Annotated in this window: 16 protein-coding genes; 3 read left to right on the top strand and 13 right to left on the bottom strand. The window is 63.4% G+C overall.

Annotated features, from left to right (window positions below; all coding sequences use genetic code 11):
- Positions 1–28 precede the first annotated feature (28 nt).
- Positions 29–820: a class I SAM-dependent methyltransferase gene (locus JEQ47_RS11815; RefSeq protein ID WP_198876592.1), complete on the bottom strand. Its 792-nt coding sequence runs from the start codon at positions 818–820 to the stop codon at positions 29–31.
- 106 nt (positions 821–926) lie between these two features.
- On the opposite strand from JEQ47_RS11815, the gene JEQ47_RS11810 reads away from it, so the two are divergent.
- Positions 927–1,463 (top strand): RDD family protein, encoded by a 537-nt coding sequence (locus JEQ47_RS11810; protein WP_198876591.1) that lies wholly within the window; start codon positions 927–929, stop codon positions 1,461–1,463.
- Positions 1,464–1,523: 60 nt separating this feature from the next.
- Positions 1,524–2,255 carry an arginyltransferase gene (locus JEQ47_RS11805; protein ID WP_198876590.1) on the top strand — a complete coding sequence of 244 codons (732 nt, stop codon included), beginning with the start codon at positions 1,524–1,526 and terminating at the stop codon, positions 2,253–2,255.
- On the opposite strand, the gene JEQ47_RS11800 is transcribed toward JEQ47_RS11805, so the two are convergent.
- The 5 genes from JEQ47_RS11800 to JEQ47_RS11780 form a co-directional block, all read right to left on the bottom strand.
- Complete coding sequence (locus JEQ47_RS11800) at positions 2,256–2,564, bottom strand: Dabb family protein (RefSeq protein WP_198876589.1); 309 nt, start codon at positions 2,562–2,564, stop codon at positions 2,256–2,258.
- Positions 2,565–2,947: 383 nt separating this feature from the next.
- Positions 2,948–5,251 carry a DNA topoisomerase IV subunit A gene (gene parC / locus JEQ47_RS11795; protein WP_198876588.1) on the bottom strand — a complete coding sequence of 768 codons (2,304 nt, stop codon included), beginning with the start codon at positions 5,249–5,251 and terminating at the stop codon, positions 2,948–2,950.
- A 220-nt stretch (positions 5,252–5,471) separates the two neighbouring features.
- Positions 5,472–6,176, bottom strand: a complete 705-nt coding sequence (gene recO, locus JEQ47_RS11790; RefSeq protein ID WP_198876587.1) for a DNA repair protein RecO — start codon at positions 6,174–6,176, stop codon at positions 5,472–5,474.
- Position 6,177: 1 nt separating this feature from the next.
- Entirely contained in the window at positions 6,178–6,798 is a 621-nt protein-coding gene (locus JEQ47_RS11785) for a Pr6Pr family membrane protein (RefSeq protein WP_198876586.1), read from the bottom strand.
- A gap of 93 nt (positions 6,799–6,891) precedes the next feature.
- The gene (locus JEQ47_RS11780) at positions 6,892–7,365 is read right to left on the bottom strand and encodes a MarR family winged helix-turn-helix transcriptional regulator (RefSeq protein ID WP_236020784.1); all 474 of its coding nucleotides are present in this window, start codon (positions 7,363–7,365) and stop codon (positions 6,892–6,894) included.
- 75 nt (positions 7,366–7,440) lie between these two features.
- On the opposite strand from JEQ47_RS11780, the gene JEQ47_RS11775 reads away from it, so the two are divergent.
- Positions 7,441–7,773 (top strand): antibiotic biosynthesis monooxygenase, encoded by a 333-nt coding sequence (locus JEQ47_RS11775; RefSeq protein ID WP_198876584.1) that lies wholly within the window; start codon positions 7,441–7,443, stop codon positions 7,771–7,773.
- 6 nt (positions 7,774–7,779) lie between these two features.
- Here JEQ47_RS11775 and era read toward each other — a convergent pair whose 3' ends face one another.
- The 7 genes from era to rpoZ form a co-directional block, all read right to left on the bottom strand.
- Positions 7,780–8,703, bottom strand: a complete 924-nt coding sequence (gene era, locus JEQ47_RS11770) for a GTPase Era (RefSeq protein WP_198876583.1) — start codon at positions 8,701–8,703, stop codon at positions 7,780–7,782.
- Positions 8,700–9,407, bottom strand: a complete 708-nt coding sequence (rnc, locus tag JEQ47_RS11765) for a ribonuclease III (protein WP_198876582.1) — start codon at positions 9,405–9,407, stop codon at positions 8,700–8,702. The genes era and rnc overlap by 4 nt, the downstream gene beginning before the upstream one ends.
- Complete coding sequence (gene lepB, locus JEQ47_RS11760) at positions 9,404–10,222, bottom strand: signal peptidase I (protein ID WP_198876581.1); 819 nt, start codon at positions 10,220–10,222, stop codon at positions 9,404–9,406. The genes rnc and lepB overlap by 4 nt, the downstream gene beginning before the upstream one ends.
- Before the next feature lie 82 nt (positions 10,223–10,304).
- Positions 10,305–10,706 (bottom strand): holo-ACP synthase, encoded by a 402-nt coding sequence (acpS, locus tag JEQ47_RS11755; protein ID WP_198876580.1) that lies wholly within the window; start codon positions 10,704–10,706, stop codon positions 10,305–10,307.
- Positions 10,703–11,293, bottom strand: a complete 591-nt coding sequence (gene pyrE / locus JEQ47_RS11750) for an orotate phosphoribosyltransferase (protein WP_198876579.1) — start codon at positions 11,291–11,293, stop codon at positions 10,703–10,705. Before pyrE ends, acpS begins: the two co-directional genes overlap by 4 nt.
- On the bottom strand, positions 11,286–13,565 hold the full coding sequence (locus tag JEQ47_RS11745; protein ID WP_198876578.1) for a RelA/SpoT family protein: 2,280 nt from the start codon (positions 13,563–13,565) through the stop codon (positions 11,286–11,288). The genes pyrE and JEQ47_RS11745 overlap by 8 nt, the downstream gene beginning before the upstream one ends.
- Before the next feature lie 195 nt (positions 13,566–13,760).
- Positions 13,761–14,129, bottom strand: a complete 369-nt coding sequence (gene rpoZ / locus JEQ47_RS11740) for a DNA-directed RNA polymerase subunit omega (protein WP_198876577.1) — start codon at positions 14,127–14,129, stop codon at positions 13,761–13,763.
- Positions 14,130–14,156: the final 27 nt, after the last annotated feature.

Below are 14,156 nucleotides of genomic sequence, written 5' to 3'. Positions count from 1 at the left end.
ATTTCGGGTGGTGGACCAATATCGTGCCTCAAGGCTTGAGGCTGACCAGCACGCCGACCCTGCGGGTGACATCTATGCCGCCACCACCGGCCGTGAAGGCGGCGTCGATCGCCTCGCGAAATGCCGCTTGCTGATCGGGCGGCGCGGAATCGCCTGGCGGGTAGGATGTGAGGGCGAGATAAACCACGTCGGGATCGGTGACGCGCATTGTCTGCGGATGCACATGCAGGACAACATTGCCGAACTGCTCGAGCATCAAGGTCTCGCCCCGCTCGAACCCAAAGGCGGCACCGGCGGGGTTTACAGGATCGCTGCCGAAAACGGCAGTCATCCGGTAGAGCTCGAGCATGTCGTCGACGTCATTGGTCGTCACCAGGCAACAGCCGCCCGGCTTCAAGACGCGATGGAACTCTGCAATTGCCTTGGCCTGGTCGGGGACGTGATAGAGCATGTGCATGGCGATCACGGCGTCGAAACTGGCGTCGGGAAACGGCAAGGCTTCGGCATCGCCCCGGCAGCCTTCGACTGAGGCGAGAGGGAGGTCCCGGCAGCGCTCAAGCGCTTCATCGACCATGCCCTGGGACTGATCGAACAAGGTGAGGGCGGCTCCCGGCGCAATGACTTCGATCGCCTGCGGCCAGAACCAGGCCGGGCCGCAGCCGACATCGAGTATCCGTACACCGGGCCCGACCTGCAGGTGGCCGGCGACCCAGGGGAACCACGGAACAGGGGCATGGCCGAACTGATGAATGCGGGCGCGGGCCGCCAGACGGCTGCTGTCGGCATATTGGGCGCCCATGCCTTGGGTGATCGAGGTCATCGCAGCATCCTCCCGGATGCCGAACCTATTGGATCCAAGGCGCTCCGTCACTCGTCTGCATCATTGTTGATTTTCGGACCGCAACCTCTTGCGCTGCAGACATGCCATGACAATGTTCTCAACCATGACACAGAATGCCGATATCCGACCGCAACTGCCCGACCCCGCCTCCGCGCCCGAGCTTTTCGATGGGCTGCTGACGCGGCGCGTCACGGCCTATTTCATCGACGTGGTCATCTTGGGCGCGCTTGTCCTGGCGATCACGCTGCTGGGCACGATCCTGGGGTTCTTCACTTTCGGACTGGCCTGGGTGTCGCTGGTTTTTGCCCTGCCGGTGGCCATTGTCGTCTATTATGCCGTGACGCTGGGCTCGCCCCGGCGCGCCACCGTCGGCATGCAGATGACCGACATCGTGCTGACCCCGACGCGCGGACAGCCGCTCGACGGCTGGATGGCAATCCTCCACGCACTGGTGTTCTGGGTGACGATCTGGATCTGCTGGCCGGTGACGGTGCTGTTCGCGCTGTTCACGCCCCGCCGTCAAATGATCCATGACCTCGTGATGGGTACGCTGATGGTGCGGCGCTCGCCCATGATCCAGCACTGGCAACGGATGCGGGCTTCGGATCAATACGGCGTTTGAGGCGTTGTCCCGGGCGCCGGGGAGGGTTACACTCCCTGCATATGCATCAACGGGTCCTCGATGACCGACCAGACGCCTGAAACCACCCAGCTCTTTCTGACGGCCGCCCTGCCCTGCCCCTACCTGCCGGGCAAAATGGAGCGCAAGCTGTTCACGCACCTGAGCGGGCGGCGCGCCTCCATGCTGCACCAGCTCCTGAGCGATAACGGCTTTCGGCGCAGCCAGAACCTGATCTATCGCCCCGCTTGCGAGGGCTGCAGTTCCTGCCAGTCGGTCCGCATCGTCACGCGCGAGTTTTCCATCAGCAAGCGGTTCCGCCGCGTAAAGCGCCTCAATGCCGATGTGGCGGTGCAGGTCCGCCCGACAATGGCGACCATGGAGCAGTTCGAACTCTTTAAGCGCTACCTCGACGCGCGCCATGCCGGCGGCGGCATGACGCAGATGAGCTACCAGGACTATGAATACATGGTCGAGGATACGCCAGTGCAGTCGGTGCTGGTGGAATATCGCCTGAACGACCTCCCCTTTCAGCCTCTGGTGGCCGTGGCGCTGACCGATGTGATGCCCGACGGGCTTTCCATGGTCTATTCATTCTACGATCCCGACCTCGCCCATCGGGGGCTGGGTACATTCGTCATTCTTGACCATATCGAGCAGGTGCGCGCGGCAGCGCTCGACTATGTCTATCTAGGCTATTGGGTGAAGGATTCGCCCAAAATGGCCTACAAGGGCGACTACCGTCCGCTCGACGTGCAGCGCGGCTCGCTGGGCTGGACCCGGCTCGAAGAGTAATCAGACCACAAGATCAAAGACGATCAGACCGTCACGCCCGCCTTCCAGCGCGGCAACGAGACGCGCGCCGGCGGCCTGGTGCGCTGGATGCACCAGATAGGCATCGCGGGTCGCCTCGTCGACAAAGTCCATGACAAAGCCGTCCGCATAGCCCCGGTCCTTGCCTTCAGGCGAGACATTCGGCCCGTAGCTCATGGCGAGAAAGCCGGGGACCGCAGATTTCAGCGCGGCCAGTTCCACATAGATGGCATTGCGCTCATCGGTTGACACCTCGGGGCGGAAGCGCAGCAGGACGATGTGGCGGATCATTTGATGAGTCTCCGGAGAGGGTTACGCGCAACGCTTCACACAGGGATTCCGATGCAGGGCGGGACGTCGGCCTACGGGCCGGGGGAGGGCGTGGCGACATCGCGCGGACCGGCACGCGGATGCGCCGACACCCCCACCCTGCTCGATTCAACGGACTTAGCGAAGGGCTAAGTCCTATCTCGCTTCCCTCCCCTCAAGGGGGAGGGAACGAGGGTGGGGTGACTCCTGCACTCGCCGGCCCTGCGCACAGCCATTCGAGCATAGCTCTCATGGCCTTCTCGCCTCAAACCGCGCCACCGGCGCGGTTTGTCCTTCGGCACGGCTCGAAGCGTTCGGGCCGAAGTGCACTCCACCGGAGCGAACTTGCGCTACGCGCGCAGCCCTCACCCGACGAATTTATTGTTCTTCGGGAAGCCGGTGGGCGGCTGGCGGCCGGCGGTGGCGCGGTCGCTGGCCCAATCGACCAGTTCTTCGGTGGGCTTGGAATAGGTGCGGCCGGAGCTGTCGGTCCAGGTGAGGCCGTCGGCGGCGTAGAAGGTCTTGATGTCGGAAATGCCGCCATCCTTGTAGCGCTGCAGGCGCACGCCCTTGCCACGGCTCATGGCGGCCAGTTGCGCCAGCGGGAACACGAGCAGCTTGCGGTTTTCGCCGATGACGGCGACCCGGTCGCCGATGCAGGGCACGATCAGCCGCGCCTCTTCGGGCAGCGAAACATTGAGGATCTGCTTACCCTTGCGGGTATTGGCGATGAGGTCATCCTCGTTGACGACGAAGCCATAGCCGGACGAGGAGGCGATGATGCGCTGCTTGCCCGGCGCATAAACGAAGAGAGCGACAATGTCCTGCCCTTCCTCGATATCGACCATGATGCGCACGGGCTCGCCCTGGCCGCGGCCGCCGGGGAGCTTGTCGGCGCCCAGTGTATAGACCTTGCCGCCGGTGGTCAGCATCAGGAGCTTGTCGGTCGTCTCACACTTGATGGCGAGTTTCAGCCGGTCGCCGGTTTTGAAACCCTTTTCGTCATTGACCTCGACCGTGTGGCCGCGCGGCGCACGGATCCAGCCCTTTTCGGAGAGAATGACCGTGATCGGCTCGCGCTCGATAAAGGCTTCGGAGACTTCGGCGGCATCGGCGGTCGGCGCGTCGCCATAAATGGTCCGTCGGGCGCCGAGCGCGTGGGTCGTTACGCCATCGGCCTCGAACAGCGGATAGGCCTTCTTGAGGGCCTCGACCTGCTTGGCGATTTCGCCCCACTGACGCTTGTCGGAGGCGAGCAGCGCTTCGAGCTTGCCCTTTTCCTCGGTGAGGTTCTTGTGCTCCTGCCGCAGTTCGATTTCCTCGAGCTTGCGCAGAGAGCGCAGGCGCATGTTGAGGATGGCTTCGGCCTGGTTGTCGGTGAGGCTGAAGGTGGCCATCAGGCTCGCCTTGGCATCGTCCTCCTCGCGGATGATGCGGATCACCTCGTCGAGGTTGAGATAGGCGATGATGTAGCCTTCGAGCACTTCGAGGCGGGCGGCAATCTGCTCCAGGCGGTGCTGGCTGCGGCGGACGAGCACGACTTTGCGGTGGTCGAGCCAGGCACGCAGCGCATCGGCCAGGCTCATGACGCGCGGCGTCATGCCCTTGTCGAGCACGTTGAGATTGAGGCTGAAGCGGACTTCGAGCTCGGTCAGCTTGAAGAGCTGTTCCATGAGAATGACCGCGTCGACCGTGCCGGCGCGCGGTTCGAGCACGAGGCGGATGTCGTCGGCGCTTTCATCGCGCACGTCGCGCAGCAGCGGCAATTTCTTGGCCAGCAGCAGTTCGGCAATCTTCTCGACGAGGCGCGACTTCTGCACGCCATAGGGAATCTTGGTGACGACGATCTGATAGACGCCCCTGCCCTTTTCTTCCTTTTCCCAGATGGCGCGATGGCGGAAGGCGCCGCGGCCGGTCTCGTAGGATTGGACGATGGACGAGCGGCTTTCCACCAACTGGCCGCCAGTGGGAAAATCCGGACCGCGGATCAGGTCGTCCATGGAGGGGGGCGCGGACAGATCGGCCTGGATCAGTTCCTCGGTCGTGGCGGCGGGATTGTAGATGAGCTTGAGCGCGGCATTGCAGAGCTCGACCAGGTTGTGCGGCGGCACGGAGGTCGCCATGCCCACGGCAATGCCGGTGGAGCCATTGGCGAGGAGGTTGGGAAAGTTCGAGGGCAGGACGGTCGGCTCTTCGTCTTCGCCGTCATAGGTCGGCTTGAAGTCGATGGCGTTCTCGGTGATGCCTTCGAGAAGGCGCGTCGCCACATCGGTCATGCGCGATTCGGTGTAGCGCATGGCCGCCGGGCTATCGCCGTCGATATTGCCGAAATTGCCCTGGCCATCGACCAGCGGATAGCGGAGGGCAAAATCCTGCGCCAGGCGCACCAGCGCATCGTAGATCGACTGGTCGCCATGCGGGTGGAACTTACCGATGACGTCGCCGACGATACGGGCGGACTTCTTGTAGCCCTGGTTGGGGTCGAGCCGCAGCAGGCGCATGGCATGGAGAATACGGCGGTGCACGGGCTTGAGGCCGTCGCGGGCATCGGGAAGCGCGCGCTGGGTAATGGTCGAGAGGGCATAGCTCAGATACCGCTCCTCAAGCGCCTGCTTGAGATCGACAATGCGCTGATCGTCGGGCGGCGGGAGGGTATCGGCGTCGGACATGCGGTGCTCAATCGATGAGAACGAATCGGGAGCAGATTAGCGCGGGCCGGATGGAAATGGTGCGGAGACACGCGGTTTTGCACGGGTTTGGCAGGCGACTCGGCGCCACCCGGTGCTTTAAATGGATTGCCCGGTCAAGCCGGGCAATGACGGGTGGGGGAGATCGGACCCTACCCCAAGGTCACCACCCGGCTTGACCGGGTGGTCCAGCTTGTCTCGCCTACTCCTCCGTCAGCAATTCGATCAGCTTTTCGCGGGTGGCGGGGGGATCGAGCTGGCGCTGGGACCAGACATACATGTCGAGGAAGTGGCCACTGAGACGGAAGGCAGCGCGGAGGTCGTCGGGCGAGGCGTTGCCACGCGCGTGGAGGAAGCTCGGCAGCGGCAGCAGCCGATCCTTGTAGGGCTCGGCCGCGGCGCGGCTGACGGCGCGGCCGGATTTGGGGGAGACGTGGGTCAGGTCCTCGGTGAGCCCCGTGGCGGCGCAGGTTTCGAGATCGAGACCGAAGCCGAGATCGTCGAGCAAGGCCAGTTCGAAGCGCGCCAAGGCCGCGGCGTCGGGCTCGTGGTCGATCAGGTCGAGGGCCATGCCCAAAAGCCGGTCATGCGGATCGCGCTCGGGCAGCAGGTGCAGGTGCTCGCAGACGGTCTGGGCCAGGTAGAGGCGCTTGCGGTCGGCGAAGAGGCCGGCGGCGCGACTTTGCAGCAACTCGACGTTAAAGGTGCCCAGATGATCCTCGAGACGCGCGCGCCAGGTGAGCTGGATGGTGTTGCCGGGCTGCAGCGTCGCGGCCAGCTTGGGCGAGCGACCGCCGCGAATAAGGCCGGCATAGCGGCCGCGTCCCGCCACCATGGCCTCGGCAATGACCGAGGTCTCGCCGTGGCGGCGGATGCCAATGAGCAGGGCTTCACCGGTCCATTCCATATCAGGCCTGGGCGGGGCGCGTTCGGCCCGCCAGGGCGCGATCGAACCAGACCATCAGCATGCCGCAGATGAGGAAGGCGGCGGTGATGATGGCAACGGTCACGACGACTTGCGGAACGCCCGCGGCAACATAGTCGATGAAGGGATAGGCGAAGTGACCCTCAGCCGAGCCGCGGAGCAGGGCATAGCCGAGATAAGCGACGGGATAGGCGGCCCAGAGCAGCGGATCGACCCAGCGCAGCGCTCCGCGCGGGACGAAGACAAGCCAGTAGATGGGAACGAGAAGCGGGGTAGCGCGGTGCAGCAGCACGTTGGCCAAGGCGGCGCCAGCGGTCAGCTCCTGCAAGCCCTGCAAGAGGAGGCCATAGACTACGCCAACGAGGACGATGGAAATGGTGACGCCGGCAATGGTGCGCGGGCCGACACTGCCCGGCCGGATGACCAGCAGCGTGAAGACCACCACGACGATGAGATTGGTGAGAACAGTGAAGTATCCGCCGAGGATCCAGAGGGTGACCGGCAGCGACCCTGTAGTGGCCATCTGCGCCTCGACGTGAATGCCGAGGCCCAGCCATGCCGCCAGGGCAATCAACAGCGCAGAAATCCGGGACAGCCAGGACATCGGTCTCCTCCGGGTATGCATCAGGGTTAGCCGCTGGCGGCGCCAATTTCCAGTGGGCCGACGGCGCCCGTCGCGATGGAGGCATTCAAGACGTCATTCGGATCCGTCGCCCGTTGCGCCGATACCCTCTTCCAGCTTGCGTTTCAGGTGCTCCAGGACTGCGGCTGCGACGGCAATCTTGGGGGCGTCCAACCCCTCGGCGAGACCATCGACCCAGGGACGCTGCACTTTGCCGATCTCATCCATGGCCTGCCTCCCCTTGGCCGTAAGGCAAACAAGCTTGGCCCGGCGATGATGCGGATTTTCCCGCAGTTCGACGAAGCCGCCGTCCAGCAATTCATTGACCAGACGCTGAACGCCCTGACGGGTCGAGCCCATGTCGCGAGCGATATGGGCCACCGGCTGCGGCGCGGGAGCCATGGCGACAGCACCGAGAATCTGCCAGCGGGCGCTGGTCAGTCCCAAGGGAGAGACGAGTTGGTCTCCCGCCATGGTAAGCCGAGCATTGGCTCGAAAGATGTCGAGAAACAGCGCGCTGAGCGCCGTGGATGCGTCGTCAGATTTCATATTGACAGCATAAACCCGTTTCGACAACATATTGTCAATTCAGCAGGTGCTGAATGCAATCCATGGAGACCAGATATGTCCGACCAACACAAGAAGCGCTCCGTTTTCCGCATCGACAGCTTTGCCGTTCCCGCCGAGGCCCGCACGGCCGTGCTCGCGCAACTGCACGAGACCCAAAGCTTCCTCGACGGGCAGCAGGGGTGCCTCCAAAATCTCGTGCTGGAACATCATTCCGGGGCGGACCGCTTCAATGTCGTGACGGTGGTCGAGTGGGAAAGCGAAACGCACCTGGCCAGCGCCAAGGCGGCGATGATGGACAAGCGCCGCGCCACCGGCTTCGATCCGGAGCGGTTCCTGAGGTCTCATGGGGTGGAGGCCAACATGACCAATTACGAACCCCTCAGCTAGGCGGGGTCAGGCCTTGCCGCTGGGGAATTCGAGGCCCATTTCGCGATAGCGCTCCGGGTCGTCGGCCCACTTTTCACGCACCTTGACGAAGAGGAAGAGGTGGATAGGCACCTCGTACATCTCCATCAGTTCCCGGCGGCTTTCAGCACCAATGGCCTTGATGGTCTGGCCGCCGGCGCCGAGCACGATCTTCTTGTGGCTCTCGCGGCTGACATAAACGACCTGGTCGATCTTGTAGGAGCCGTCCTTCTGGATCTTGAAGCTCTCGGTCTCGACCGTGGCATTGTAGGGAATCTCGTCATGGACGCGCAGGAACAGCTTTTCGCGCGTGATCTCGGCGGCGGTGATGGCCATGGTGAGATCGGTGAGGTGATCCTCGGGGAAATGCCAGGGGCCGGGCGGGATGTGCTTGATGCACCAGTCGATGAAATCCTTGACGCCGTGGCCCTTGAGGGCGGAGAGCATGAAGGTGGCTTCAAACCGCAGGCGCTCGTTGAGAGACTGGGAGAGCGCCAGCAGGCTCTCGTGCTTGACGGTGTCGATCTTGTTGAGGATCAGCACCTTGGGCTGGCGGATGTTTTCGAGGCCTTCGAGCAGGGTTTCGATATCAGGGGTGACGCCGCGATCGGCATCGAGGATGAAGGCGACGATGTCGCTATCCCCTGCCCCGCCCCAGGCGTTCTCCACCATGGCGCGTTCGAGCCGCTTCTTGGGGGCGAAGATGCCGGGCGTGTCGACGAACACAAGCTGAGCAGAATCCAGCGTCAGCACGCCGCGCACCTGGCTGCGGGTGGTCTGGGCCTTGTGGGTGACAATGGATACCTTGGTGCCGACCAGGGCATTGAGCAGGGTCGACTTGCCGGCATTGGGCGCGCCCACGAGGGCAATGAAGCCGCAGGACGTGTCGGCGAGTTCATCAGGCGTGTTCATTGGCGTTCCTTCCAGACATTCTGGCGGACGAGAAAGAGTTCGGCGACCCGGTGTTCGGCGACCTTCTTGGAGGGTCCGATGGCTTCGAGCCGATCGAAGCCGCCAAGCTCCACCGCAATGGTGAATTCGGGTGCGTGGTCGGGGCCGGTCCGCTCAACGAGCTGGTAGACGGGCGGTTCGAGGCCCCGGGCCTGGGCCCATTCCTGCAGCGTGGTCTTGGCATCGGCGCGATTGGCCTGGCCCTCCACGAGGTATTCGGCGAAATGCCGCTCAATGAAGGTGCGGGCCGGCTCCAGGCCGCCATCGAGATAGATGGCGCCGATGATGGCCTCGGTGATGTCGCCCAGGATAGCGTCCTTGTCGGCGCCGCCCGAGCGGGCCTCGCTGTCCCCCAGGATCATCTCCTTGCCCAGATCGAGCTGACGGGCGATGTCGGCGCAGGTTTCCTTGCGTACCAGGGTATTGAGCAGCCGGCTCAGCTCCCCCTCATTGGATGTGGGGTAGCGCTGGTAGAGCATATCGGCCACCACGAGACCGAGCACCCGGTCGCCCAGGAATTCCAGCCGCTGATAGGAATTCTCGATGCGCTTGCCGGGCGAGATGGCGCTGGAATGGCTCAGCGCGCGGTCCAGAAGAGCCGGGTCGGCAAAGCGGTAGCCAAGCCGGAACTGGAGCTTTTCGTGGATCTTGTCGCGGCGGCTCACGGCGCTTCCAGATTGGTGTCCGGCTGGTCGGAATAGACCGAGCGGAACATGCGGTTCCAGCGGACATTGGCCGGCCACTGCCAGATCTGCCAAGGCGGAATGTTGTCCTGGATGGAGAAGAAGATGGCCTCGGCCTTGGCGATCAGGTTGACCGACGGGACGTAGCCGACCTGCGAAAGGACGCGGCTGTCGGCGGAGCGGTCGCGGTTGTCGCCCATCATGAAATAGTGGCCGGCAGGAACCAGATATTCGGGCGTATTGTCGAGCGAGAGGTTGTCGCCGATTTCCTGGATGATGTGGGCCGTGCCTTCGGGGAAGGTCTCGCGATAGATGGTGACTTCGCGGCTGTCGCCATTGCTGTCGGTGTCGATGGCCTTGCCCACTTCCTCGCGCTCGACCATGGTGCCGTTGATGTAGAGGCGGCCGTCCTGCATCTGGATGCGGTCGCCCGGCAGGCCGACGATGCGCTTGATGTATTCCATGTTCTGCGGCACGGGCCGGAACACGGCGATGTCGCCGCGATTGGGATTGCGGCCAAGGATGCGGTTGTTGATCGGCAGCTCGAAATCGAGCAGCGCGAAATCGCCGTAGCGGCCGAGCGAGAACGAGTGCTTGCCATAGCCCCAGACGTACTTGTTGGCGACGAAGTAGTCGCCGATCATCAGCGTCTGCTGCATGGAGGCGGTGGGAATGGAAAACGGCTGGTAGAAGAAAAACCGCAGCACGATGGCGATCAGCAGCGCTTCGACGATGACGACGAAGGTTTCCACCCACTCATTGGTCTTCTTGGCGGGCTTGTCGGCAGGCTGGGTCATGGTTTTTCCCGGAATGGCGGTGCGGAAGCGTTAGGCGTTTGACCGCGCCCGGTCAACTTGCATGATTTGCCTCTCTGGCGGCCTATTTGACCGGCAGGGCTTCGATGATGACAAAGGCCTGCGCGAAACCCGCGTCGTCGGTGATGGTGAGGTGGATATGGGGCTCGTGTCCCTCCGGGACAAGACGAGCCAGGGCCCGCGCCGCGCCATTGGTCAGGTGCATGGTCGGCTTACCCGAGGGCAGGTTCACGACGCCCATATCGCGCCAGTAAACGCCCCAGGAAATGCCCGTGCCCAAAGCCTTGGAGCAGGCCTCCTTGGCAGCGAAGCGCTTGGCATAGGAGGCGGCCCGCTGGGCGCGGCGATCGGACTTCTTCTGCTCGATCTCGGTAAAGCAGCGATTGGTGAAGCGGTCCCCGTATTTCGCCAGCGTCTGCTCGACGCGGTGAATCTGGATGAGATCGGAACCGAGGCCGACGATCATTTCACACCCTGAATGCCGCGGCTGCCAGGCTTGATGGCCGGAATGGCGGCCAGTTCGGGCGGAAGCTGGTCGGCGGGATAGGCGGGGACCTTGAAATCGATGAGCTTGATCAGCGGCACGCCGACATCGGCTTCGCCGCCGGAGCGGTCGATGAGGCAGGCAGCGGCAACGACATTGGCGCCAATCTTGCGCAGCGACTCGACGCATTCGCGGATGGAAAGGCCGGTGGAGACGATGTCCTCGACCACCACGACCTGGTCATCCGCCCCGATCTCGAAGCCGCGGCGCAGCTCGAACTGGCCCTCGACGCGCTCCGTATAGAGGGCCGGGACGCCCAGGTGACGCGAGGTTTCGTAGCCGGGGATGATGCCGCCAATGGCCGGAGAGACCACCTTGGTGACGCCGGGCACCTCGGCGCGGATGCGTTCGGCCAGCGCCTTGCAGAGCTTTTCGGTCTGGCTGGCATACTGGAAGACTTTTGCCTTCTGCAGGAAGACGGGCGAGCGCAGGCCCGAGGACAGAATGAAATGCCCTTCCAGCATGGCGCCGCAATCGCGGAAAATCTGCAGAACGTCGTCTTTATCCATCGCGCGGGCTCCTATCGACACTGCCGTCCCATTCGAGCGTCGAGATCATTCCCGCCTCGCGTATGCCGGCCCGCTGCACGGCGGACAGGCCAGGACTGCGCTTGAGCGTTGCCAGAACATCGGTCAGTTGCGCAAGGTCGCGCACCTCGATTTCAAAGATCATCTGGTGGAAGTCGGGCGAAATCATCCGCATCACCAGATTGTTGATGTTGGCCTCGCAGGCGGCAATGGCCGCGGAAATCTGCGCCAGCGAACCGGGCTTGTTGACCGATTCCATCGAGATGACCGTCGGGTAGAGCTTGTCCTCGCCGCGCGTCAGGTTCCAGCGCACATCGACCCAAGCAACATCGCTGTCATGCTTAGCGATCAGCGCATCGGAATGAATGGGGTAGACGGTGAGCGGGTTGTCGGGCTCGAGAATGCCCACCAGCCGGTCGCCGGGCACGATCCCCTCCCCCGACACGGTGACGGGCGTGTGGAAATCGAGCTGGGCCAAGGCGGCCTTGGCCTGCGGGCCGGAGCGCTGGCCGCCGGGGACGCGGAAGCGGAACTCCTCGGACCCGCGCAGCGCGAACCAGCCATCGGCCGTATCGGCTACGGGCAGTTCGAGCTTGCGGCGCCGCTTGCGGATGCCCTTGACCTGCGCCAGGGCGACGGAAAGTGGCTCGGAGCCGATCTTGCCCTCGCCCACGGCCACGAGGAGCTCGCGCTTGCTGGGCAGTTCGAGGGCCTCGGCCAGGGCCTTGGCCTCGCTATCGTCGAGCATGACGCCTTCGCGCTCTAGCATCATGTTCAGCACATGTTCGCCCAGGGCAAAGGCGCGCTGGGCCGCCGCGTGACGCACCGCCCGCCTGATAGCAGCGCGGGCCTTGCCGGTGGCGGCAATGCCGATCCAGTTGGACGGCGGACGATGGTTCTGGTCGCGCAGGATTTCCACTTCGTCGCCCGAGCGCAACTGTGTGACGAGCGGCAGGATGAGGCCGTTGATCTTGGCGCCGACACAGGTGTCGCCGATATCTGTATGCAGGGCATAGGCGAAATCGATGGGCGTGGCGCCTCGCGGCAGGGCGATGAGACGGCCGCGCGGCGTGAAGCAGAAGACCTGATCCTGGAACAGTTCGAGCTTGGTGTATTCGAGGAAGTCCTCGCTCGAAATGCCTGACGTCAGGTGCGAAATGGTCTGCCGCAGCGAGCCATAGGCATGCGACTCCATCTCGATGCGGCCGAGATTGGCCGAAGCACCATCCTTGTAGAGGGCGTGGGCGGCGATGCCGAATTCGGCGATGCGATCCATGGCCTCGGTGCGGATCTGCAGCTCGACGCGCTGGCGGCTGGGGCCGACAATGGTGGTGTGGATCGACTGATAGTCGTTGTGCTTGGGGACTGAGATATAGTCCTTGAAGCGACCGGGGACGACCTTCCAGGTGGTGTGGACCAGCCCCACCGTCCGGTAGCACTCTTCCTCCGAGCCGACGACGATACGAAAGCCGATCATGTCGGAAAGCTGCTCAAGTGCGATCGACTTCCGCTCGATCTTGGAGAAGATCGAATAGGGCGACTTAACCCGTGCCTTGACGCGGGCGGCGATGCCGGCCTCGGCCAGGCGCTCGCTCAGTTCGGCGGTAATGGTGTCGATGGTCTCGCGATTGTCGGCCTGCATCTGCTCGAGGCGCGCGGTGATGGCCTCGTAGTGATCGGGCTGGAGAATGCGGAAGCTCAGATCCTCGAGCTCGTTGCGCATGTCCTGCATACCCATGCGTCCCGCCAGGGGGGCATAGATATCCATCGTCTCCTGCGCGATGCGCCGCTGCTTTTCGGGCGCCATGAACTGCAGGGTGCGCATGTTGTGCAGGCGATCAGCAAGCTTGACCAGCAGCACGCGCACATCCTGGCTGATGGCCAGGAGGAGTTTTCGTAGATTTTCGGCCTGGGCTTCCTCGCGTGACACGAGGTTGAGGCGCTCGATCTTGGTCAGGCCATCGACAATGGTGCCAATCTCGCCGCCAAAGAGCTGATCGATCTCGGCGCGGGTGGCGTCGGTGTCCTCGATCGTGTCGTGCAACAGGCCAACAGCGATGGAGGCATCATCGAGCTTCAGCTCGGTCAGGATGGCCGCGACTTCGAGCGGATGATTGAAATAGGGGTCGCCGGAGGCGCGCTTCTGCGAGCCATGCTTCTGCATGGCGTACACATAGGCCTTGTTCAACAATTGCTCATCGGCGTTCGGGTTATAGGCCTGAACGCGTTCGACGAGCTCGTACTGACGCATCATGGATTAAGTCGCCCGCTCGCAGAAAAAGAGCTTAGCGCCTGTATCAGAAATGAAAAGAGCGCCCGGCGCATGCCGGACGCTCCCTGATATAATCGGATCACCATGTGCCGCAAGGCCGGTGCATGCCATTCGCGCGCAGCTCTCATGGCCTAGTCCGCTCAAATCGCTCCACTGGAGCGATTTGCAGGACGCGGCCTAGTCGTCCCGACGCTCCGGCGGAGCCAGGCTCTCGATGCCGCGCAGCAGTTCTTCTTCACTGATGGTGTCGAAGTTGATGGCGTCGTCGTCGCCGGCGCTCTCGATCATCGGAGCGGCGGTGTTTTCGGGCTCGTCGACCTCGACATACTTCTGCAGCGAGTGGATCAGATCCTCGTGCAGGTCTTCGGGCGAAATGGTGGCGTCGCCGATTTCGCGCAGGGCAACGACCGGATTCTTGTCGTTGTCGCGGGCCACGGTGATCTGGGCGCCGGAGGAAATCATGCGCGCGCGATGGGCGGCCATGAGGACGAGATCGAAGCGATTCTCGACCTTTTCGATGCAGTCTTCAACGGTGACGCGTGCCACGAACGTCTCCACACTTGGGGGAATGAA

Source organism: Devosia sediminis (genome assembly GCF_016411825.1).
GTDB classification, from domain to species: Bacteria; Pseudomonadota; Alphaproteobacteria; order Rhizobiales; family Devosiaceae; genus Devosia; species Devosia sediminis.
This window is presented reverse-complemented; position numbering and strand designations above follow the sequence as displayed.

What these genes read in the sequence shown, in the direction of transcription:
- JEQ47_RS11815 (WP_198876592.1), bottom strand. Translation starts at nt 820, where the DNA reads ATGACCTCGATCACCCAAGGCATGGGCGCCCAATATGCCGACAGCAGC.
- JEQ47_RS11775 (WP_198876584.1), top strand. Translation starts at nt 7,441, where the DNA reads ATGTCCGACCAACACAAGAAGCGCTCCGTTTTCCGCATCGACAGCTTT.
- JEQ47_RS11745 (WP_198876578.1), bottom strand. Translation starts at nt 13,565, where the DNA reads ATGATGCGTCAGTACGAGCTCGTCGAACGCGTTCAGGCCTATAACCCG.
- JEQ47_RS11780 (WP_236020784.1), bottom strand. Translation starts at nt 7,365, where the DNA reads ATGAAATCTGACGACGCATCCACGGCGCTCAGCGCGCTGTTTCTCGAC.
- era (WP_198876583.1), bottom strand. Translation starts at nt 8,703, where the DNA reads ATGAACACGCCTGATGAACTCGCCGACACGTCCTGCGGCTTCATTGCC.
- acpS (WP_198876580.1), bottom strand. Translation starts at nt 10,706, where the DNA reads ATGATCGTCGGCCTCGGTTCCGATCTCATCCAGATTCACCGCGTCGAG.
- JEQ47_RS11785 (WP_198876586.1), bottom strand. Translation starts at nt 6,798, where the DNA reads ATGTCCTGGCTGTCCCGGATTTCTGCGCTGTTGATTGCCCTGGCGGCA.
- recO (WP_198876587.1), bottom strand. Translation starts at nt 6,176, where the DNA reads ATGGAATGGACCGGTGAAGCCCTGCTCATTGGCATCCGCCGCCACGGC.
- JEQ47_RS11800 (WP_198876589.1), bottom strand. Translation starts at nt 2,564, where the DNA reads ATGATCCGCCACATCGTCCTGCTGCGCTTCCGCCCCGAGGTGTCAACC.
- parC (WP_198876588.1), bottom strand. Translation starts at nt 5,251, where the DNA reads ATGTCCGACGCCGATACCCTCCCGCCGCCCGACGATCAGCGCATTGTC.
- JEQ47_RS11810 (WP_198876591.1), top strand. Translation starts at nt 927, where the DNA reads ATGACAATGTTCTCAACCATGACACAGAATGCCGATATCCGACCGCAA.
- pyrE (WP_198876579.1), bottom strand. Translation starts at nt 11,293, where the DNA reads ATGGATAAAGACGACGTTCTGCAGATTTTCCGCGATTGCGGCGCCATG.
- lepB (WP_198876581.1), bottom strand. Translation starts at nt 10,222, where the DNA reads ATGACCCAGCCTGCCGACAAGCCCGCCAAGAAGACCAATGAGTGGGTG.
- JEQ47_RS11805 (WP_198876590.1), top strand. Translation starts at nt 1,524, where the DNA reads ATGACCGACCAGACGCCTGAAACCACCCAGCTCTTTCTGACGGCCGCC.